This is a genomic window from Streptomyces sp. NPDC007863, assembly GCF_040633895.1.
Classification (GTDB): domain Bacteria; phylum Actinomycetota; class Actinomycetes; order Streptomycetales; family Streptomycetaceae; genus Streptomyces.
In genome coordinates this window covers 253,445-273,103 of the sequence record NZ_JBEYEI010000002.1, presented here as the reverse complement: position 1 = coordinate 273,103, position 19,659 = coordinate 253,445, and the positions used below count along the sequence as shown (strand labels likewise).

The 19,659-nt window shown below is 72.5% G+C and carries 20 protein-coding genes and 1 riboswitch; of the genes, 12 read left to right on the top strand and 8 right to left on the bottom strand.

Features of this window, described 5'->3' with window-relative positions; genetic code table 11:
• Window positions 1-8 precede the first annotated feature (8 nt).
• From ABZ621_RS03870 to ABZ621_RS03860, 3 genes are all read left to right on the top strand, one after another.
• Window positions 9-620, top strand: a complete 612-nt coding sequence (locus ABZ621_RS03870; protein WP_360600368.1) for a TetR/AcrR family transcriptional regulator — start codon at window positions 9-11, stop codon at window positions 618-620.
• A gap of 427 nt (window positions 621-1,047) precedes the next feature.
• Entirely contained in the window at window positions 1,048-1,686 is a 639-nt protein-coding gene (locus ABZ621_RS03865; RefSeq protein WP_360600366.1) for a DUF4126 domain-containing protein, read from the top strand.
• 10 nt (window positions 1,687-1,696) lie between these two features.
• Window positions 1,697-3,130 carry an NAD(P)/FAD-dependent oxidoreductase gene (locus tag ABZ621_RS03860; protein ID WP_360600364.1) on the top strand — a complete coding sequence of 478 codons (1,434 nt, stop codon included), beginning with the start codon at window positions 1,697-1,699 and terminating at the stop codon, window positions 3,128-3,130.
• Between the two features lie 25 nt (window positions 3,131-3,155).
• Here the strand turns inward: ABZ621_RS03860 and ABZ621_RS03855 are convergent, their stop codons facing one another.
• The 5 genes from ABZ621_RS03855 to ABZ621_RS03835 all read right to left on the bottom strand — a co-directional run bounded on the left by ABZ621_RS03855 (window position 3,156) and on the right by ABZ621_RS03835 (window position 7,544).
• Entirely contained in the window at window positions 3,156-3,980 is an 825-nt protein-coding gene (locus ABZ621_RS03855; RefSeq protein WP_360600362.1) for a hypothetical protein, read from the bottom strand.
• A gap of 54 nt (window positions 3,981-4,034) precedes the next feature.
• A complete protein-coding gene (metF, locus tag ABZ621_RS03850; RefSeq protein WP_360600360.1) occupies window positions 4,035-4,949 on the bottom strand; it encodes a methylenetetrahydrofolate reductase [NAD(P)H] in 915 nt (304 codons plus the stop codon).
• Between the two features lie 131 nt (window positions 4,950-5,080).
• Window positions 5,081-5,734: a thiamine phosphate synthase gene (gene thiE, locus ABZ621_RS03845; protein ID WP_360600358.1), complete on the bottom strand. Its 654-nt coding sequence runs from the start codon at window positions 5,732-5,734 to the stop codon at window positions 5,081-5,083.
• 151 nt (window positions 5,735-5,885) lie between these two features.
• A complete protein-coding gene (locus tag ABZ621_RS03840) occupies window positions 5,886-6,251 on the bottom strand; it encodes an Rv2175c family DNA-binding protein (RefSeq protein ID WP_189945140.1) in 366 nt (121 codons plus the stop codon).
• Between the two features lie 69 nt (window positions 6,252-6,320).
• A complete protein-coding gene (locus tag ABZ621_RS03835; RefSeq protein WP_360600355.1) occupies window positions 6,321-7,544 on the bottom strand; it encodes an FAD-dependent oxidoreductase in 1,224 nt (407 codons plus the stop codon).
• A gap of 82 nt (window positions 7,545-7,626) precedes the next feature.
• Window positions 7,627-7,740, top strand: a riboswitch (TPP riboswitch).
• On the opposite strand from ABZ621_RS03835, the gene thiO reads away from it, so the two are divergent.
• The 6 genes from thiO to ABZ621_RS03805 all read left to right on the top strand — a co-directional run bounded on the left by thiO (window position 7,738) and on the right by ABZ621_RS03805 (window position 13,429).
• Complete coding sequence (gene thiO / locus ABZ621_RS03830) at window positions 7,738-8,928, top strand: glycine oxidase ThiO (RefSeq protein ID WP_360600353.1); 1,191 nt, start codon at window positions 7,738-7,740, stop codon at window positions 8,926-8,928. Its footprint overlaps the riboswitch before it by 3 nt.
• A complete protein-coding gene (thiS, locus tag ABZ621_RS03825) occupies window positions 8,925-9,125 on the top strand; it encodes a sulfur carrier protein ThiS (protein WP_360600351.1) in 201 nt (66 codons plus the stop codon). Before thiO ends, thiS begins: the two co-directional genes overlap by 4 nt.
• Window positions 9,126-9,130: 5 nt before the next feature.
• Window positions 9,131-9,925: a thiazole synthase gene (locus tag ABZ621_RS03820; RefSeq protein ID WP_360600349.1), complete on the top strand. Its 795-nt coding sequence runs from the start codon at window positions 9,131-9,133 to the stop codon at window positions 9,923-9,925.
• Between the two features lie 101 nt (window positions 9,926-10,026).
• A complete protein-coding gene (gene pknB, locus ABZ621_RS03815; RefSeq protein WP_360600347.1) occupies window positions 10,027-11,949 on the top strand; it encodes a Stk1 family PASTA domain-containing Ser/Thr kinase in 1,923 nt (640 codons plus the stop codon).
• Window positions 11,950-11,956: 7 nt separating this feature from the next.
• Window positions 11,957-12,808 (top strand): deoxyribonuclease IV, encoded by an 852-nt coding sequence (locus ABZ621_RS03810; protein WP_360600345.1) that lies wholly within the window; start codon window positions 11,957-11,959, stop codon window positions 12,806-12,808.
• Window positions 12,809-12,901: 93 nt separating this feature from the next.
• Window positions 12,902-13,429 carry a DUF4396 domain-containing protein gene (locus ABZ621_RS03805; RefSeq protein ID WP_360600343.1) on the top strand — a complete coding sequence of 176 codons (528 nt, stop codon included), beginning with the start codon at window positions 12,902-12,904 and terminating at the stop codon, window positions 13,427-13,429.
• Window positions 13,430-13,457: 28 nt separating this feature from the next.
• Here the strand turns inward: ABZ621_RS03805 and ABZ621_RS03800 are convergent, their stop codons facing one another.
• A complete protein-coding gene (locus ABZ621_RS03800) occupies window positions 13,458-14,102 on the bottom strand; it encodes a sulfite oxidase-like oxidoreductase (protein WP_360600341.1) in 645 nt (214 codons plus the stop codon).
• Between the two features lie 181 nt (window positions 14,103-14,283).
• On the opposite strand from ABZ621_RS03800, the gene bfr reads away from it, so the two are divergent.
• Complete coding sequence (gene bfr / locus ABZ621_RS03795) at window positions 14,284-14,760, top strand: bacterioferritin (protein WP_030493020.1); 477 nt, start codon at window positions 14,284-14,286, stop codon at window positions 14,758-14,760.
• Here bfr and ABZ621_RS03790 read toward each other — a convergent pair.
• Both ABZ621_RS03790 and ABZ621_RS03785 read right to left on the bottom strand, forming a co-directional pair.
• Complete coding sequence (locus tag ABZ621_RS03790; RefSeq protein WP_360600339.1) at window positions 14,757-15,002, bottom strand: (2Fe-2S)-binding protein; 246 nt, start codon at window positions 15,000-15,002, stop codon at window positions 14,757-14,759. The two genes, bfr and ABZ621_RS03790, sit on opposite strands and share 4 nt — an antisense overlap.
• A 122-nt stretch (window positions 15,003-15,124) precedes the next feature.
• Window positions 15,125-16,471, bottom strand: coding sequence for a class II 3-deoxy-7-phosphoheptulonate synthase (locus ABZ621_RS03785; RefSeq protein WP_360600815.1), 1,347 nt, complete (start codon window positions 16,469-16,471; stop codon window positions 15,125-15,127).
• A gap of 180 nt (window positions 16,472-16,651) precedes the next feature.
• Between ABZ621_RS03785 and ABZ621_RS03780 the strand changes: the two genes are divergently transcribed.
• Both ABZ621_RS03780 and ABZ621_RS03775 read left to right on the top strand, forming a co-directional pair.
• The gene (locus ABZ621_RS03780) at window positions 16,652-19,480 is read left to right on the top strand and encodes an N-acetylmuramoyl-L-alanine amidase (RefSeq protein WP_360600337.1); all 2,829 of its coding nucleotides are present in this window, start codon (window positions 16,652-16,654) and stop codon (window positions 19,478-19,480) included.
• A gap of 92 nt (window positions 19,481-19,572) precedes the next feature.
• Window positions 19,573-19,629 carry a trp operon leader peptide gene (locus tag ABZ621_RS03775; protein ID WP_360600813.1) on the top strand — a complete coding sequence of 19 codons (57 nt, stop codon included), beginning with the start codon at window positions 19,573-19,575 and terminating at the stop codon, window positions 19,627-19,629.
• The last annotated feature ends 30 nt before the right edge of the window (window positions 19,630-19,659 follow it).

Genomic DNA, 19,659 nt, shown 5'->3' with positions numbered 1-19,659 from the left:
TCGACCCCATGGACAGCAGCAGCACCCGCCGCCAGGCCACCCGCGCCAAGCTCTACGAGGCGGCCGTCACCCTCATCGCCGAGCAGGGCTTCTCGGCCACGACGGTCGACGAGATCGCCGAGCGGGCCGGGGTGGCCAAGGGCACGGTCTACTACAACTTCAAGAGCAAGACCGAGCTCTTCGAGGAGCTGCTGCGCCACGGCGTCTCCCTCCTCACCGCCTCCCTGCGGACGGCGGCCGAGGAGACGGCGGCGAGCGGCGGCAGCCGGGTCGCCGCGCTGGACGCGATGATCCGCGCCGGCCTCGTCTTCATCGACCGCTACCCCGCCTTCACCCAGCTGTACGTGGCCGAGCTCTGGCGCACCAACCGCGCCTGGAACTCCACGCTCCTGGTCGTCCGCCAGGAGGCCGTCGCCGTCGTCGAGGGCGTCCTGCGCGACGGCGTCGAGGCGGGCGAACTCAGCGACGAGATCGACGTCCAGCTCACGGCGGCTGCCCTGGTCGGCATGGTCCTCGTCGCCGCCCTGGACTGGAAGGCCTTCCAGAGCGAGCGCTCCCTGGACGACGTCCACGCGGCGCTGTCCCTGCTGCTGCACGGGCGCGTGGGCGGAGGCTGCTGAAGCGGATCCTGGATCCGATATCCAAGATCCAGGAGGTTGGATCCAGGAGGTTGGATCCAGGAGGTTGGATCCGAAATCCGGGACATTGGATATCGGATCCAGGATCCTGAAACCCGGACGTTGGATCCCGGAGATTGGATCCACGCAACGAAAAGCGCCGGTCCGCGCGAGGCTCGATCCCCCCGAGCCACGCCGGACCGGCGCTTCCTTTCGTACACCCCCGTGCACGTCCCCCGTGCCGGCAGGCGCGCGGCCCCGCTCCGCCGCCCCGTGTCGGCGGTTCGGGAGCCGCGCCCCTTCCGTGGGCTCCACTCTCTCCTCCCGGCGGGTCCCGCCCCATCCGCGCGGGTACTCATCTCGGCGCCTAGGTACGGATACTCAGCCGACGCCCGTGACGGACGGGCGCGGCCTCGTTACGATCACGAGCGTGTCCGTACTCCCCCTGGTCTTCACGAGCGGCTGGGCGAGCGGGATCAACGCCTACGCGGTGGTCCTGCTCCTCGGTGTCTTCGGCGCGACCGGGCTCACCGACGAGGTGCCCGAGGCGCTCCAGCGCACGGACGTCCTGATCGCGGCCGGCGTGCTGTTCCTCATCGAGGCGGTCGCGGACAAGGTGCCGTACATGGACAACGTGTGGGACTCGGTCCACACGGTGATCCGGCCGGTCGCGGGTGCCGTGGTGGCCGCGCTGCTGGCCGGCGAGAGCGGTTCGCTGCCGGAGCTGGCGGCGGGGGCGATCGGCGGGTCGACGGCGCTGATGAGCCATCTGGTCAAGGCGGGGACGCGGATGGCGGTGAACACCTCGCCGGAGCCGTTCTCCAACATCGCGATCAGCACGGGCGAGGATCTCGCGGTCGCCGGTGTCATCACCTTCGCGATATTCCATCCGGTGGCGGCGGCGGTGATCGCCGCCGTGCTGCTGGCGCTCGGCATCTGGCTGCTGGTCTTCCTGGCGTCCAGGATCCGGCGGTTCCTGCGCCGCCGGGCGCAGCGCCGCGAGGAGCGCAGGCTGGCGGCGGCGGAGGGCGGTCCACCTGCGGACCGGTCTGTCGGCGGGGGCCGATAGGGTCCCTGACATGGGACGGATTGTGGTGATCGGCGCGGGTCTCGGCGCCATGGCGGCGGCGGCCAGGCTCGCGGTCGCCGGACACACGGTGACGGTGTACGAGCGGACGTCGGCGTACGGCGGGGCGGTGGGCCGCTTCGAGCGCGAGGGCTTCGCCTTCGACACCGGCCCCGGGCTGCTGCACCTGCCGGCGGTCTACCGCGACCTGTTCGTGAAGACGGGGAAGAGGCCGCTGGAGGAGTGCGTCGGGCTGAGCCAGGTGGATCCGGCCGCCCGGCACGTCTTCGCCGACGGCACGCGCGTGGACCTGCCGAACGCCTCGCGGGCCGGCACGGTCGCCGCCCTGGACGCGGCGCTCGGCGCGGGCGCGGGCGAGCGGTGGGGGGACTTCCTGGTGCGGGCCCGTGAGGCGTGGGACCGGACCCGTCGCCCGCTCCTGGAGGAGCCGCGGCCCGCCGACCCGAAGGCGCTCGCCCGGGAGCCGTACCCGGCGCCGAAGGCGGGGCTGCTGCGCCGTCCGACGCGGACGCTGGCCCAGGTCGGCGAGCGGGAGCTGCGCGACCCCCGGCTGATCGCGCTTCTGGACTCGTACGCGGAGGCGTACGGCTTCCCGGCGGCCGACGCCCCGGCGTCCGCCGCCGTGCTGCCGTACATGGAGCAGAGCTTCGGCAGCTGGTACGTGGCGGGCGGGATCCGGGCGCTCGCGGACGCGGTGTACGAGCGCTGCCGGGAACGGCGGGTGGAGTTCGTCTTCGACGCGCGCGTGGACGAGGTGGTGACCGAGGGCGGCCGGGCGGCCGGGGTCCGGCTGGAGTCGGGCGAGACCGTGGCGGCGGACCACGTGGTCGCGGGCGCGCCGGTGCCGGCGCTCTACCGCGAGCAGGTGGTGCCCTGGGAGCGCGCCGACGAGTGGCCCGCGTTCCAGGGGCACGGCACGGGCCGGCTGACGGTCCTGCTGGCGCTGCGCGGCGGCCGCGAGGAGGGCGCCGCGCACCGGACGGTCGTCCACGGGGACGGGAGCCGGCCGACGGCGACCGTGCTGCGGCCGGACGACCCGGTGCTGCGGCCCGACGCGGACCACGAGTCGGTGACGGTCTCCGCGCGCGTGGACCTGGCGCAGGGACAGGACTGGTCGGGGCTCGCGGGGCGGCTCGTGGAGGCCGCGGGGCGTGCCGTGCCGGGCCTGGCGGAGCGGCTGCTCTGGCAGGAGGTCCGCACCCCGGAGGACGTACGGGAGGCGACGGGGACGCCCGAGGTGCCGGGTCCGGCGCTGGCGGACGCCCGGGGGCGGTGGCTGCCCGCCGCCAACGTCTCCCCCGTGCCCGGCCTGTACTTCGCGGGCGGCTGGTCGCATCCGGGCGGCGGGCTCGCCCACGCGGGCATGTCGGGCGCGCTGGTGGCCGGGCTGATCGTGGAGGGCGCGGAGTTCCGCGGCTCGCAGTGAGCCGGCCCCAGCCCTCCCCGTCGGCTCAGTAGCGGTACGGGGACTGCTCGTCCTGCGGCTGCTGGTGCTGCTGCTCGTAGCCGTACTGCCCCGGCGCGTAGGCCTGCGGCGGCGGCTGGTCCGTGTCGCGCTGCTGCGGGACCCAGACGCCGCCGGGCGGCGTGTCGTAGGCGTACGAGGGGGCGTAGGGGTCGCCGTAGTACTGGGTGTACTGCTGGCCGTCGGTGCCGGGGCCGATGTACGGGTCGGAGTAGGCGGCGTACTGCTGCGGGGCGCCGGCGGTGCCGTAGTCGTAGGCGGGCTGCTGCTGCTCGTAGCCGGCGGCGTAGGTGTCGTAGGCGTAGCCGGTGGTGTCGTACCCGGGCTGCTGCGCGTAGCCGGACGGCTGCGGGTCGTAGACGCCGTACTGGCCGGTGTCCTCGGGCAGGGGCTGCGGTTCGTGGACGTAGGCGGGGGCGTCGGCCGGGAGCGGTCCCTCGGCGTCGGGGCCGGGGGTGTGGGCCGCGGCGGGGTCGTCGTAGGAGAAGCCGGAGACCTCCAGGGTGGGGCCGGCCTCGGGGGCGGGGCCCGCCTTGCGGCGGCGGCTGGCGCCGGGGGTGCCGCCGATCGCCCAGCCGGTGGAGAAGCCGCGGCGGAAGGAGAGGGTCACGAAGGTCTGGCCGACGGCGAAGGCGACCGCGCCGGCGACGATCACCGCCACGGAGGGAAGGAGCACGCCGGCGACCACGCCGAGGAAGCCGCAGAAGGCGAGGATCCGCCAGCGCAGCCGTGCCTTGTACTGGAGGAGCACCTCGCCGAGCAGCCAGAGCGCCACCAGGCCGAACGCGATGTAGAGGACCGTCCACCCCATGCCCCGCCGCCCCTCTCTACGGCCTCCGCCGCGGGTCGGGGCGGGTACGACCGGTCAGGACTGCTGGTGCAGTCCGAGATTCTCGTAGATCTCGAGCGTCGCGGTGGAGCTGTTGAGCGTGATGAAGTGCAGTCCGGGGACACCCTCGGCCAGCAGGCGCGCGCAGAACTCCGTCGCGAACTCGATACCGATGGAGCGTACAGCGGCGGGGTCGTCCTTGACCGCGAGGATGCGTTCTTTCACATCCGGGGGGAAGGCGGCGTTGCTGAGCTGGGGCAGCCGGTCGAGCGTCTTCACGTTCACGACGGGCATGACCTCGGGGATGATCGGGGTCTCGCAGCCGGCCTTCTCGACGCTGTCGCGCAGCCGCAGGTAGTTCTCGGGGTCGAAGAACATCTGGGTGACCGCGTAGTCGGCGCCGGCCCGGCACTTGTCGACGAAGTGGCGGACGTCGGTGTCCCAGTCCGCGGACCGGGGGTGCATCTCGGGGAAGGCGGCGACGCCGACGCAGAAGTCGCCGGACTCCTTGATGAGCCGGACCAGGTCGGCGGCGTACCGGACGCCCTCGGGGTGCTCGACCCAGTCGCCCAGCGGGTCGCCCGGCGGGTCGCCGCGGAGCGCCAGCATGTTGCGGATGCCGGCGTCGGCGTACTGCCCGAGGACGTTGCGCAGCTCGGCGACGGAGTGGTCGACGGCGGTGAGGTGGGCGACCGGGGTGAGGGTGGTGTCCGAGGCGATCTTCTGGGTGGCCTTGACGGTGCCGCCGCGGGTGGAGCCGCCGGCTCCGTAGGTCACGGAGACGAAGCTGGGGCCGACGGCCTCGACGCGGCGCATGGCGTTCCAGAGGACCTGCTCGCCCTTGGCCGTCCGGGGCGCGTAGAACTCGAAGGAGTACGACGTCCCGGCGGCGAGGATCTCGCGGACCGTGCGGGCGCGGTCCGTACGGACGGAAGCGGTTCCAAGGGCCATACGGGCAGGTTAGACGGGGTCCAGCGGGGCGCGGTATCCGCGTCCGAGGAGTGGACACCTTTTCGGACAGCGGTACGAGGCCCGCCGGGGCGGGTCGTCGGGGCGGATCCCGCGGGGGCGGGCCGTCGGCGTCAGGCGCCTGCCCGCTCCCGGACGCGCTTGGCGAGGGAGGCGGCGGCCGCGGCCGGGTCGTCGGCCTCGGTGAGCGCGCGGACCACGACGATGCGGCGGGCTCCGGCGTCGAGGACCTGGTCGAGGTTGGTCTCGTCGATGCCGCCGATGGCGAACCAGGGGCGGTCCTGGGCGAGCCCCGCGGCGTACCGCACCAGGTCGAGGCCGGGGGCGTACCGCCCGGGCTTGGTGGGGGTGGGCCAGCAGGGGCCGGTGCAGAAGTAGTCGACGCCGGGTTCGGCGGCGGCCGCGGCGGCCTCGGACTCGGCGTGGCAGGAGCGGCCGATGAGCACCTGGTCGCCGAGGACGGCGCGGGCGGCGGGGACGGGCAGGTCGCCCTGGCCGAGGTGGAGGACGTCGGAGCCGATGGCGTGGGCGACGTCGGCCCGGTCGTTCACGGCGAGGAGCTTGCCGTGGCGGCGGCAGGCCTCGGCGAGGACGGCGAGGTGCTCCAGCTCCTCGCCGGCCTCCATGCCCTTGTCGCGGAGCTGCACGATGTCGACGCCGGAGGAGAGCACGGCGTCGAGGAAGGCGGGCAGGTCGCCCTGGCGCTTCCGGGCGTCGGTGCACAGGTAGAGCCGGGCGTCGGCGAGCCGCTCACGAGGCGTGGGCATGGTGGTTCCCCCCGTCGGGTGGTGCCGGTGCCGCGGCGCGGGGGCCGCGGCACCGGCGGTGGTGGTTCGGTGTCCGGAAGCCGGTGTCCCGGGCTCCGGGGTGTCTCGGACCCCCGGAGTCACGGACTCGGGCGTCCCGGGTTTCGGTGGGTCAGACGGCGAGCGCCTGGGCGCGGCGCTTCACCTCCGTACCGCGATTCTCGCCGAGGGCCTGCGCGGGGGTGCCGGGCAGGCTCGGGTCCTCGGTGAAGAGCCACTCCAGCATCTCCTCGTCGGAGAAGCCGTCGTCCCGCAGGAGCGTCAGGGTGCCGGCGAGGCCCTTGACGACCTTGTCTCCCTGGATGAAGGCGGCGGGCACCTGGAGCGCGTTGTTCTCTCCGCGGCGCACGGCGATCAGCTGGCCCTCCTTCACCAGCTGCCGCACCCGCGTCACCTCGACGTCGAGCATCTCCGCGATGTCGGGGAGGTAGAGCCAGGCGGGGACGAGAGCATCGATGTTTGCGTCAATCTCGGTCACGGGACAAGCCTGCCATCCGGGACCGACAGTCGGTAGTCGGGCCCGCCCCGGCCGCCGCCGTCCGGGTTGTCAGCGGACGGCGGACTTGAGCGGCACGGCCGGGTCGGCGGCCCGCTCGGGGTCGACGGGGGTGCCGGCCTCGATGAGCTTGCGGCCCTGGGCGAGGTCGCGGGGGCGGCCGACGGCGAGGAGCGCGACCGGCACTCCGTCGCGCAGCCAGAGCACCGCCCAGGAGGCGCCGGACGCGTCCCCGCGCCGCACGAGGGTGTCGGCGCCGGTGTGGTGGCCGGCGTACTGGACGAAGCGGCCGAACTGCTCGGACCAGAAGTACGGGACGGGGTCGTACGGCGCCGGGGCGGCGCCGTCGGCTCCGGTGAGGTCGGCGGCGACCGTGCGGGGGCCCTGGAGGGCGTTGTCCCAGTGGTGGACGAGGAGGCGCTCCCCGTAGCGGGCGGAGGGGAAGGAGGCGCAGTCGCCGACCGCGTACACGTCGGGCAGGGAGGTGCGCAGCCGCTCGTCGGCGGTGACGGCGCCGCTGGGGTCGAGGGCGATGCCGGAGCCCGCGAGCCAGTCGGTGGCGGGGCGGGCGCCGATGCCGACGACGACGGCGTCGGCGGGGAGTTCGCGGCCGTCGGCGAGGACGACGGCGCCGGGGCGGACGGTGGCCACGCGCGCGTGGGTGAGGAGTTCGGCGCCGCTCTCGGCGTACCAGCCGGCCATGGCGGTGGTGACCTCGTCGGGCAGGGCGCCGGCGAGCGGGAGGGGGGCGGCCTCGACGACGGTGACGGCGCAGCCGGCCTCGCGGGCGGCGGTGGCGAACTCGGCGCCGATCCAGCCGGCGCCGACCACGACGACGGAGCCGCCGCCGGCCAGGACGGGGCCGAGGCGGACGGCGTCGTCGAGGGTGCGCAGCAGGTGGACGCCGGGGACGCCCTCGGTGCCGGGGAGGGTGAGGGGGTGGGCGCCGGTGGCGAGGACGAGGGCGTCGTACGGGACGGGGCCCGCCTCGGTGTCGAGTTCGCGGTCGGCGGGGCGCAGTCCGGTGACGTCGAGGCCGAGGCGGAGGTCGACGCCGAGTGACTCGAAGTCGACGTCGAAGGCGGAGTGCTCGGCCTTTCCGAGGAGGACCGCCTTGGAGAGCGGGGGCCGGTCGTAGGGCTGGTGGGGTTCGGCGCCGATGAGGGTGACGGGGCCCTCGAAGCCCTGCTCGCGCAGGGCGACGGCGGTCTGTACGCCCGCCATGCCCGCGCCGACGATCACCACGTGCCGCTGGGTCTGCTTCTGCTCGCTCACCCGCCCACCATACGCATCTGACGAACCGTCAGATAGGAGGCCCCCTGTGGAGCTCCGCCGACGGGGGCTAGGGTGGCGGGCACACACCACTCGCGGGAGCCCGGACGCACCGGGCTGAGAGGGAGGCTGACCGGCCTCCGACCGTACGAACCTGATCCGGGTCATGCCGGCGAAGGGAGGGGCGGGAACGCCCATGCGTTCTTCCGAAGGAACAGAAGACCATCAGGTCACCGACGTCCTCGTGATCGGCGGGGGCGTCATCGGCCTCGTCACGGCCTGGCGGGCGGCCCAGCGCGGACTGACCGTAGCGGTGGCCGACCCCGAACCGGGCGGCGGCGCCGCGCGGGTCGCGGCCGGCATGCTCGCCGCCGTCACCGAACTGCACTACGGCGAGGAGACCCTCCTCGGGCTCAACCTCGCCTCCGCCGCGCGCTACCCGGCCTTCACGGCCGAGCTGGAGGAGGCCACCGGCCTCGACGTCGGCTACCGCGCCTGCGGCACCCTGGCCGTCGCGCTCGACGCCGACGACCGCGCCCACCTGCGCGAACTGCACGCCCTCCAGACCCGCTGCGGACTCGACTCCGAGTGGCTCAGCGGCCGCGAGTGCCGCCGCCTCGAACCCATGCTGGCGCCCGGGGTGCGCGGCGGACTCCGGGTCGACGGCGACCACCAGGTCGACCCGCGCCGGCTGGCCGCCGCGCTGCTCACCGCCTGCGAGCGGGCCGGGGTGGTCTTCCACCGGGCGCTCGCCGAGCGGCTCACGGTGGCGGGCGACCGGGCGACCGGAGCCGTCCTGCGCGACGGCACGGCGCTCTCCGCAGGCCGGACCGTCCTCGCCGCCGGCAGCCTCAGCGGCCGGCTCGCGGGCGTGCCGCCGTCGGTGCTGCCGCCGGTCCGCCCGGTGAAGGGCCAGGTCCTGCGGCTGCGGATCCCCGCCCCGTACGCCCCCTTCCTCTCCCGCACCGTGCGGGCGGTGGTCCGCGGCAGCCACGTCTACCTGGTGCCGCGCGAGAACGGCGAGCTGGTCGTCGGCGCCACCAGCGAGGAGCTGGGCTGGGACACCACGGTGACCGCCGGCGGGGTGTACGAGCTCCTCCGCGACGCCCACGAGCTGGTCCCCGGCCTCACCGAGCTGCCGCTCACCGAGACCCTCGCCGGACTGCGCCCCGGCTCCCCCGACAACGCCCCGATGCTCGGCCCGACCGCCCTGCCCGGCCTCGACCTGGCCACCGGCCACTACCGCAACGGGATCCTCCTCACCCCCGTCACCGGCGACGTCATGGCGGAGGTGCTCACCACCGGCGTCCTGCCCGACGAGGCGCGCCCCTTCTCCCCCCGCCGCTTCCCCACCGCCCTCTCCGCACGTCAGGAGCAGCCCGCATGAACGTGTCCGTGAACGGCGAGCCCCGCGTGCTCGCCGCCCCCGTCTCCCTGGAGGCCCTGGTCACCGGCCTCACCACCGCCCCGTCCGGGGTCGCCGCCGCCGTCAACGAGACGGTGGTGCCGCGCGGCGAGTGGGGGGCGACGCTGCTCGCCGACGGCGACCGGGTCGAGGTCCTCACCGCGGTGCAGGGGGGCTGAGCGCGATGTCCGACGACGTGTTCGCCCTCGGCGGTACGGAGTTCTCCTCCCGGCTCATCATGGGCACCGGCGGCGCCCCCAGCCTGGACGTCCTCGAACGCTCCCTGGTGGCGAGCGGCACCGAACTCACCACGGTCGCCATGCGCCGCCTCGACCCCACCGTGCAGGGCTCGGTCCTCTCCGTCCTCGACCGGCTCGGCATCCGCGTCCTGCCGAACACGGCGGGCTGCTACACGGCCGGCGAGGCGGTCCTCACGGCCCGGCTGGCCCGGGAGGCCCTCGGCACGGACTGGATCAAGCTGGAGGTGGTCGCCGACGAGCGGACCCTCCTCCCCGACGGGGTGGAGCTCCTCGACGCCGCCGAGACCCTGGTGGACGACGGCTTCACCGTCCTCCCCTACACCAACGACGACCCGGTCCTGGCCCGGAAGCTGGAGGACGTGGGCTGCGCGGCGATCATGCCGCTCGGCTCCCCCATCGGCTCCGGCCTCGGCATCCGCAACCCGCACAACTTCGAGCTGATCGTGGAGCGCGCCGGGGTGCCGGTGATCCTCGACGCGGGCGCGGGCACCGCCTCGGACGCGGCGCTCGCGATGGAGCTGGGGTGCGCGGCGGTGATGCTCGCCTCGGCCGTGACCCGGGCCCAGGAGCCGGTCCTGATGGCCTCGGCGATGCGCCACGCGGTCGAGGCGGGCCGCCTCGCGCACCGCGCGGGCCGCATCCCCCGCCGCCACTTCGCGGAGGCCTCCTCGCCGACGGAGGGCCTGGCCCGGCTGGACCCGGAGCGCCCCGCCTTCTGAGCCCGCCCCCGGAGCCGGCCCCGAGCGGGGTACGTCACAAGCGTGCTGCGGTCGGGGCCGGGGGGCGGGGCGGGTCCGTACCGGCTCGTAGACTCGACGCCGTGGACACGACCCTTCAGGACCCCCTCGTCGGGCGGCTGCTCGACGGCCGCTACCGCGTCGACGCGCGCATCGCCGTCGGCGGGATGGCCACGGTCTACCGGGCCGTCGACACCCGCCTCGACCGCGTCCTCGCGCTCAAGGTGATGCACCCCTCCCTGGCCGCCGACGCGGCCTTCGTCGAGCGGTTCATCCGCGAGGCGAAGTCCGTCGCCCGCCTCGCGCACCCGAACGTGGTCGCCGTCTTCGACCAGGGCGCCGAGGGCGCGTACGTCTACCTGGCGATGGAGTACGTCTCCGGCTGCACCCTCCGGGACGTGCTCCGCGAGCGCGGCGCCCTCCAGCCCCGCGCCGCCCTGGACATCCTGGAGCCGGTCCTCGCCGCGCTGGGCGCCGCGCACCGGGCCGGGTTCGTGCACCGGGACATGAAGCCGGAGAACGTCCTGATAGGGGACGACGGCCGGGTCAAGGTCGCCGACTTCGGGCTCGTCCGCTCGGTCGGCTCGGCGACCGCCACCACCGGCGCGGTCCTCGGCACCGTCTCGTACCTCGCCCCCGAGCAGATCGAGCACGGCACCGCCGACACCCGGGCCGACGTGTACGCCTGCGGCGTCGTCCTGTACGAGATGCTGACGGGCGGCAAGCCGCACTCCGGCGACACCCCCGCCCAGGTCCTGTACCAGCACCTGAACACCGACGTGCCGGCCCCGTCCGCCGCCGTCCCCGGACTGCCCCTCGGACTCGACGAGCTGGTCGCCGCCGCGACCGCCCGCAACCCCGAGGTGCGGCCGCACGACGCCGTGGCGCTGCTCGCCCTGCTCCGGGAGGCGCGGGCCGCGCTCACCGACGAGCAGCTGGACGCGCTGCCGCCGCGGGCCAGGACCGAGCAGCGGGACACCGGCGAGGACCGCACCAGCGTGATCGCCCGCCCGGTGCCCGCGCCGGAGGCCACCGACCCGCACGCCGTGCAGCACACCAGCCGCCTCGCCACGCCCGAGCCCCCGGCGGCCGGACCCCGCCGCGCGAACCGTCGCACGGCGCCGCGCGGCCCCCTCCTGATCGTCCTCGGCGTGCTGCTCGCCCTGGGTCTCGGCGGTGGCGTCTGGTACATCAACGCCGGCCAGTTCACCCGCGTCCCCGCCGTCCTCGGCCAGACCGAGCGGGCGGCGGGCGAGCGGCTCGCCGACGCCGGCCTGGAGCTGGGCACGACGAAGCGCGCCTTCAGCGACGTGTACGAGCGCGGCACCGTGATGGCCGTCGACCCGGCGCCCGGCGAGCGGGTCCGCAGCCACGCCACCGTCACGCTCACCCTCTCCCGGGGCCCGGAGATCGTGAAGGTCCCCAACCTCAAGAACAAGCCGCTCGACGAGGCCAGGCGGATCCTCACCGAGCAGGGCCTCGCGCCCGGCGTGGTCACCTCCGCCTTCAGCACGACCGTCGCCCAGGGCGCGGTGATCGCCTCCGACCCGGAGCCGGGCACCGAGCGGGCCCCGGACTCGGCCGTGGCGCTGGTGGTCAGCAAGGGCGCCCCGGTCGACGTCCCGGACGTGACCGGCGAGACCGTCGCCGACGCCACCGCCGCCCTCCAGGAGGCCGGCCTCAAGGTCTCCGTCGCGCCGGAGCGGGTCCACTCCCCCGAGGACGCCGGATCGGTCGCCGCCCAGTCCCTCGCCGAGGGCAGCCGGGCCGCGAAGGGCGACGCGGTCACCCTGACCGTCTCCAAGGGCCCGCGCCCGGTCGAGGTGCCGGACGTCGTCGGCCTGTCGACCGACGAGGCCCGCGAGAAGCTGGAGACGGCGGGCTTCGAGGTGAAGGTGGAGAAGAGCTTCCCCTTCCTCGGCGACGAGGTCACGGGCCAGTCCGTCGAGGGCGGGCTGACCGCCCCGGAGGGCTCCACCGTCGCCATCACGATCAAGGGAATCTGAGAGAACCATGCGCAACCCCGTCGGCGGCCACGTCCCCGTGGCCGGCGGTCTCGCCACGACCGGTCTCGGCTACGCCCGCGAGCTGGGCGCCGAGACCGTCCAGGTCTTCGTCGCCAACCCGCGCGGCTGGGCCACCCCGGCCGGAAACCCGGCCCAGGACGAGCGGTTCCGGGAGGAGTGCGCCGAGGAGTCGATCTCGGCCTGGGTCCACGCCCCCTATCTGATCAACTTCGGTTCCCACACCGAGGCCACCGTCGAGAAGTCCGTGGAGTCGCTGCGGCACTCGCTGCGGCGCGGCCGGGAGATCGGCGCGAAGGGCGTGGTCGTGCACACCGGCTCGGCGACCGGAGGCCGCCCGCGGGCGGAGGCGCTGGCGCAGGTACGGGAGCGGATGCTGCCGCTGCTCGACGAGCTGACCCACGAGGACGACCCGTACCTCCTCCTGGAGTCCACGGCCGGCCAGGGCTTCTCGCTCTGCTCCAAGGCGGAGGACTTCGGCCCGTACTTCGACGCCCTGGACCACCACCCCCGGCTGGGGATCTGTCTCGACACCTGCCACATCTTCGCGGCCGGCCACGACCTGACCGCGCCGGGCGGGGCCGTGGACACCCTGGACGAGCTGGTCGCCACGGTCGGCGAGGGCCGGCTCCGGCTGATCCACGCCAACGACTCCAAGGACGTCGTCGGCGCGCACAAGGACCGGCACGCCAACATCGGCGTCGGCCACATCGGCGAGGAGGCGTTCCGGCAGCTGCTGCGCCATCCGGCCACCGACGGCGTGCCGCTGATCATCGAGACCCCGGGCGGCAGGGAAGGTCACGTCGCCGACATCGAGCTGCTGAAGAAGCTCCGAGGATGATCGACTTCTGATCGTTTTCGATTGAGTAATACCCCGAGGGGGTATACGGTTCCCGAGGAAGCAGGAGCCGCTACCCGAGGTGGGGGGACCCCCATGGAGCACGAAACGCACGACCACCACGCCGGTCACGGCCCTCACGCCGACCACGACCACGACCACCACGCCGGTCACGGCGGCGGGGGGACGGCGTCCTGGGGCATGGCGGCGAAGGCCACCCTCCACTGCCTCACCGGCTGCGCCATCGGCGAGGTCCTCGGCATGATCATCGGCACCGCGCTCGGCTGGGGCAACGCGCCGACCATGGTCCTCGCGATCGCCCTCGCGTTCTTCTTCGGCTACGCGCTCACGCTGCGCGGCGTCCTCGCCGCCGGCCTGGACTTCGCGTCCGCCTTCAAGGTCGCGCTCGCCGCCGACACCCTCTCCATCCTCGTGATGGAGATCGTCGACAACGGCGTGCTGCTGCTGGTCCCGGGCGCCATGGACGCCCACCTGGACGACGCCCTCTTCTGGGGCGCGCTCGCCTTCGCCTTCCTCGTCGCCTTCCTGGTCACCACGCCGGTGAACAAGTGGCTGATCGGACGCGGCAAGGGCCACGCGGTGGTCCACCGGTACCACCACTGACGGAGCCGGACGCGACGGCCCGGGGCCGCTACAGCTCCGGGCCGTCGCCCGGCTCCTCCTGGTACGAGTAGCGCTGCTCGGTCCACGGGTCGCCGATGTTGTGGTAGCCGCGCTCCTCCCAGAAGCCCCGGCGGTCGGCCGTCATGTACTCCACGCCCCGGACCCACTTGGGGCCCTTCCACGCGTACAGGTGCGGCACGACGAGCCGCAGCGGGAAGCCGTGCTCGGCGGTGAGCAGCTCGCCGTCCTTGTGGGTGGCGAAGATGGTGCCCTCGGCGGCGAAGTCGGCGAGTCGCATGTTGGCGCTGTAGCCGTACTCGGCCCAGACCATCACATGGGTGACGTGCGGCGCGGGGGGTGCGAGGTCCAGGACCGTACGGGCGGCGACCCCGCCCCACTCGGCACCGAGCATGCTGAACTTGGTGACGCAGTGCAGATCGGCGACGACCGTGGAGAACGGCAGGGCCGAGAACTCCTCGTGGTTCCAGCAGCGCTTGTCGCCGTCGGCGGTCGCGCCGAAGACGCGGAACTCCCAGCGCTCCGGCTTGAACTTGGGCACGGGCCCGTAATGGGTGACCGGCCAGCCGCGCTGGAGCCTCTGCCCCGGCGGAAGCTCGGGCGACATCTCCGGCATCCCCACGTCCCGGTGTACCCCGCTCTCCGGCTGAACCATGTCCTCCATGGTGACAGACGGCGAGGGGTGGTCATGACCAGCCACCCACCCGGACGCGTCCATTCGGGCAACTCCTACTAAGCCTGCACTTACTGGACGACCCCCATTCGGAGTGCGAGGATGCGGCCATCCTGCCCTGTGAGGGGTCGGACACATTCCGTGATGGAAGGAACCTGGAGCGATGCAGGGCGACCCCGAGGTCCTGGAATTTCTGAACGAGCAGCTCACCGGCGAGCTCACGGCGATCAACCAGTACTGGCTGCACTACCGCATCCAGGACAACAAGGGCTGGACGAAGCTCGCGAAGTACACCCGCGAAGAGTCCATCGACGAGATGAAGCACGCGGACAAGCTGACCGAGCGCATCCTGATGCTCGACGGCCTGCCCAACTACCAGCGGCTCTTCCACGTGCGCGTCGGCCAGACCGTCACCGAGATGTTCCAGGCGGACCGCCAGGTCGAGGTGGAGGCGATCGACCGCCTCAAGCGGGGCATCGAGGTCATGCGCGCCAAGGGCGACATCACCTCGGCCAACCTCTTCGAGGAGATCCTCGCGGACGAGGAGCACCACATCGACTACCTGGACACCCAGCTGGAGCTGATCGAGTCGCTGGGCGAGGCGCTCTACCTCTCGACGCTCATCGAGCAGCCGAGCTAGGCGGCCTCGGACAGGTCGGAGGTCTCCGGCGCGAGGGCCGGCCGGCCCTGGTCGAGGAGCTCACGGCGCGGGCAGTTCCCCCGCCCGAGGATGGCCTGGATGCGCCGGACGCACGAACCGCAGTCCGTGCCCGCCTTGCAGGCGGAGGCGATCTGGCGGGGCGTGCAGGCGCCGGCCTCCGCGTGCTCCTTGACCTGCTTCTCCGTGACACCGAAGCATGAGCAGACGTACACGCGGATCACCTCCCGCCGAGATCGATTAGGCTAACCTAACCTTACCCGGCGAGCGGGGAGCCCAAAAGCCCTGGTGACGACGATGGGGCGCGGATCACAAGGATCCGCGCCCCATCGTCGTGTGAAGCTACTTACTGATCGCGGTACATCTCGGCCACGAGGAACGCGAGGTCGAGCGACTGGCTCCGGTTGAGGCGCGGGTCGCAGGCCGTCTCGTAGCGCTGGTGCAGGTCGTCGACGAAGATCTCGTCGCCGCCGCCCACGCACTCGGTGACGTCGTCACCGGTGAGCTCGACGTGGATGCCGCCCGGGTGGGTGCCCAGCGCCTTGTGGACCTCGAAGAAGCCCTTGACCTCGTCGAGCACGTCGTCGAAGCGGCGGGTCTTGTGGCCCGAGGCCGCCTCGAAGGTGTTGCCGTGCATCGGGTCGGTCACCCAGGCGACGGTGGCGCCCGAGGCGGTGACCTTCTCGACCAGCTCGGGGAGCTTGTCCCGGACCTTGTCGGCGCCCATGCGGACGATGAAGGTCAGGCGGCCCGGCTCGCGGTCCGGGTCGAGGCGCTCGATGTACGTCAGCGCCTCCTCCGGGGAGGTCGTCGGGCCCAGCTTGATGCCGATCGGGTTCGCGATCTGCGAGGCGAACTCGATGTGGGCGTGGTCCAGCTGGCGGGTGCGCTCACCGATCCAGACCATGTGGCCGGAGGTGTCGTACAGCTTGCCGGTGCGGGAGTCGGTACGCGTGAGGGCGCCCTCGTAGTCGAGGAGCAGCGCCTCGTGCGAGGAGTAGAACTCCACCGCCTTGAACTCGGCCGGGTCGGTGCCGCAGGCCTTCATGAAGTTCAGCGCGTTGTCGATCTCGCGCGCCAGCTGCTCGTAGCGCTGGCCGGAGGGGGACGACTTCACGAAGTCCTGGTTCCAGGCGTGGACCTGGCGCAGGTCGGCGTAGCCGCCGGTGGTGAAGGCGCGGACCAGGTTGAGCGTGGAGGCGGAGGCGTTGTACATCCGCTTGAGGCGCTCGGGGTCCGGGACGCGGGCCTGCTCGTTGAAGTCGAAGCCGTTGACGGAGTCGCCCCGGTAGGTGGGGAGCGTCACGCCGTCGCGGGTCTCGGTGCCCTTGGAGCGGGGCTTGGAGTACTGCCCGGCGATGCGGCCCACCTTCACGACGGGCACGGAGGCCGCGTACGTCAGGACGGCGCTCATCTGGAGCAGGGTCTTCAGCTTGGCCCGGATGTGGTCGGCCGACACCGCGTCGAACGCCTCTGCGCAGTCGCCGCCCTGGAGGAGGAACGCCTCGCCACGGGCGACGGCTCCCATCCGGGCGCGCAGCTGGTCGCACTCGCCGGCGAAGACGAGCGGAGGATACGACTCGAGGTCCGCGATCACATCGCGCAGAGCCTCGGCATCGGGGTACTCGGGCTGCTGCGCCGCGGGCAGGTCTCGCCAGGTCGCCTTGGCGACGGCGTGGGATTCAGCGTTCACGGTCACACGGACCACAGTACGGGGTTCTTCGTCCTGTCCTGTCCCCTGCCCAGTGGCTGAGACGCGCGTCCATGATGTCCGGACGCGATCTTCACGCCATCGAGTGGTGTTACCCTCACCCGCGTTTAGCAAACGAGCAAACCTGCTCGCCAAGTACATAGCTGACACACAGGGGTGGGCGTGACCCAGAGGCACCGCAGGGATCGCAAGAAGAAACGGCTCTTGTACGGAGCGGCGGCCGCGGTCGTCGCGACCGCCACGATCGGCACCCTCGCGGTCGCCTCGCCGAGCCTCCTCGGCGCGACCGACGACGCGAAGCCCGGCGGCACCCCCTCCCTCCAGGAGCAGTTCGCCGCGGCGGCGGAGGAGTTCGACGTACCGCAGAGCGTGCTGATGGCGGTGTCGTACCGCCAGACGCGGTGGGAGTCGCACGACGGGCAGCCGAGCGTCACCGGTGACTACAACGTCATGGGCCTGACGAAGGTCGACCCCGAGGACCTGGAGGACTCGGACGAACACATCGAGCACCTCGTCAACGGCACCGGCGACCCCTCGCTCGACAAGAAGATCGACAAGAAGAAGCTGCTGGCGCCGCTGCCCAAGCAGGACGTCGACACCGACAACCCGAAGCTGCACACCCTGGACAAGGCCGCCGAGCTGATCGACAGCTCGACGGAGACCGTCCAGAACGACCCCAACGCCTCCATCCGGGCCGGCGCGGCGCTGCTCGCCGAGTACCAGAAGCAGGCGGGCGCCGAGCTGTCGGAGGAGCCGGGCGACTGGTACCCCGCCGTGGCCCGCTACAGCCAGTCCTCCGACCGCAAGGGCGCGGACCAGTTCGCGAAGCGCGTCTTCGAGTCGATCAAGACGGGCGAGACGGAGCTCACCACCGACGGGGAGCAGGTCGTCCTTCCCGCCGACCCGGCGGTCAAGCCGGTCAAGCCCTCGAACGTGCCGCTGGCCGCGGCGTTCGCCGCGACGACGGCGACCACGCCCGAGTGCCCGGCCGGCCTGGTCTGCACCTACGACTCGGCCGCGTACGTCGAGGACAAGGGCAACTACAACATCGCGACCCGCGTCCCGTACGGTGACGGCGCCTTCGACGTCCGCCAGATCGTGATCCACGACGTCGAGGGAACCCTCGCGGGTGCCGTGAGCACGTTCAAGGACCCGGAGCGGTGGGCCAGCGCCCACTACATCGTGGACGCGACCGGCAAGGTCACGCAGATGGTCGAGACCAAGAACGAGGCGTTCCACGCCGGCAACAAGACCGTCAACATGCACTCGATCGGCGTCGAGCACGAGGGCTACGCCATCAAGGGCGGCAGCAACTGGTACAAGCAGTCGCAGTACGACACCACCGCGGAGCTGGTGAAGTACCTGGCGACCAAGTACAAGGTGCCGCTGACGCGTGAGCACATCATCGGTCACGACGAGGTGCCAGGCGTGGCCGATCCCCTCGCCGGGGGCGTGCACTGGGATCCGGGTCCGTTCTGGGACTGGAACCACTTCATGACCAAGCTCGGCGCGCCGGTCGGCGCGGGGGGCGCGGGCGGTGTGCTCCAGGCCGGTCAGACGGTCCGGGTGGTCCCGCCGTTCACCTCGGCCAACCAGCCGAAGCTGAACTACCGCGACGAGAACGGCACGACCCAGACCGCGCCCGCGCAGCCGGCCAACTTCGGGTACCTGTACGCGTCGCCGTCCACGGCGACCCCGATCTCCGACCCGTACCTGCCGGCGAACTACCTGTACAGCTACGGCGATAACTGGGGCAACAAGGTCGTCGCGGGTGGCCAGTACGTCGTCGCCGGGACCTCGGGCAACTGGACCGCCATCTGGTACGGCGGTCAAAAGGCCTGGTTCTACAACCCCGGCGGCCAGTACACGTCCCTGGTGAGCACGGCCAAGACGGTGGTGAAGCCGGTCGGTACGACGGCGGTCAAGGTCTACGGTCGCGCCTACCCCGCGCGTGAGGACTACGCGGGCACGGGCGTCCCCATCCAGGACGACATCTATGGCCGTTTCAAGAACGAGGACCCGCTGACCAAGTACACGATCCCGGCGGGCCAGGCGTACGTCGCCGCAGGCGCCGAGGTCGCAGGCGACTACTACTACAGCGCCTACAACCAGGACGGCACCCGCGTCCACGGGACGACCAGGTTCATCCCGATCCACTACAACCACCGCATCGCGTGGGTGCAGTCCAAGGACGTCCAGGTGGTCGACGCCGCCGCCCCCGTCAGCACGACGAACCGCCACAACATCGTCGCCCGTGACTCCTCCGGCGTCCTCTGGCAGTACCAGGGCTCCGGCAGCGCGACCGCGCCGTTCCTGACCAAGTACCGGGTCGGCCCCGGGTGGCAGGCGTACGACGTCATCACGCCGATGTCGTTCCTGCGGGCCGACGGGACCGGGGACGCGGTGGCCCGGGACAAGGACGGCGTGCTCTGGTACTACCAGGGCTCCGGCAACCCGAACACGCCCTTCAAGGCGCGGCTCCGGGTCGGCGCCGGCTGGCAGGTCTACAACAAGCTCCTCGGCGTGGGCGACATGAACGCCGACGGCAGGCCCGACCTGATCGCCCGCGACGCCTCCGGCGTGCTGTGGCTGTACAAGAACACGGGCGCCTCCCCGAACCCGTTCGCGACCCGCGTCAAGGTCGGCGGCGGCTGGCAGGTCTACAACGAGCTGATCAGCACCGGCGACATGACCGGCGACGGCAGGCCCGAGCTGATCGCCCGCGACAAGACCGGCGTCCTGTGGCTGTACAAGAACACGGGTGGCTCCCCGAACCCGTACGCCACCCGCGCCCAGGTCGGCGGCGGCTGGCAGGCGTACAACCTGATGGTCGGCCCCGGCGACCTGGACAAGGACGGCAAGGCCGACCTGATCGCCCGTGACGCCTCCGGCATGCTGTTCTTCTACAAGAACACCGGCGGCTACCCCAACCCCTACGCCCCCAAGGCGCAGGTCGGCGGTGGCTGGCAGGCGTACAACCTGATCGTCTGATCCGGTCGAGCCCCGCGGACGGGGCCCGTGCCACGCCTTCCGAGGCGTGGGACGGGCCCCGTTCCCGTGTCCGCCTGGGTTACAGTGCTCGCATGTACGCGCCTTCGAACCAGAACTGGTGGTGGACCGTCCCTCCGGCGGCCCACTGACTGCGCGTATCCGAAGACCACGCGAAGGCC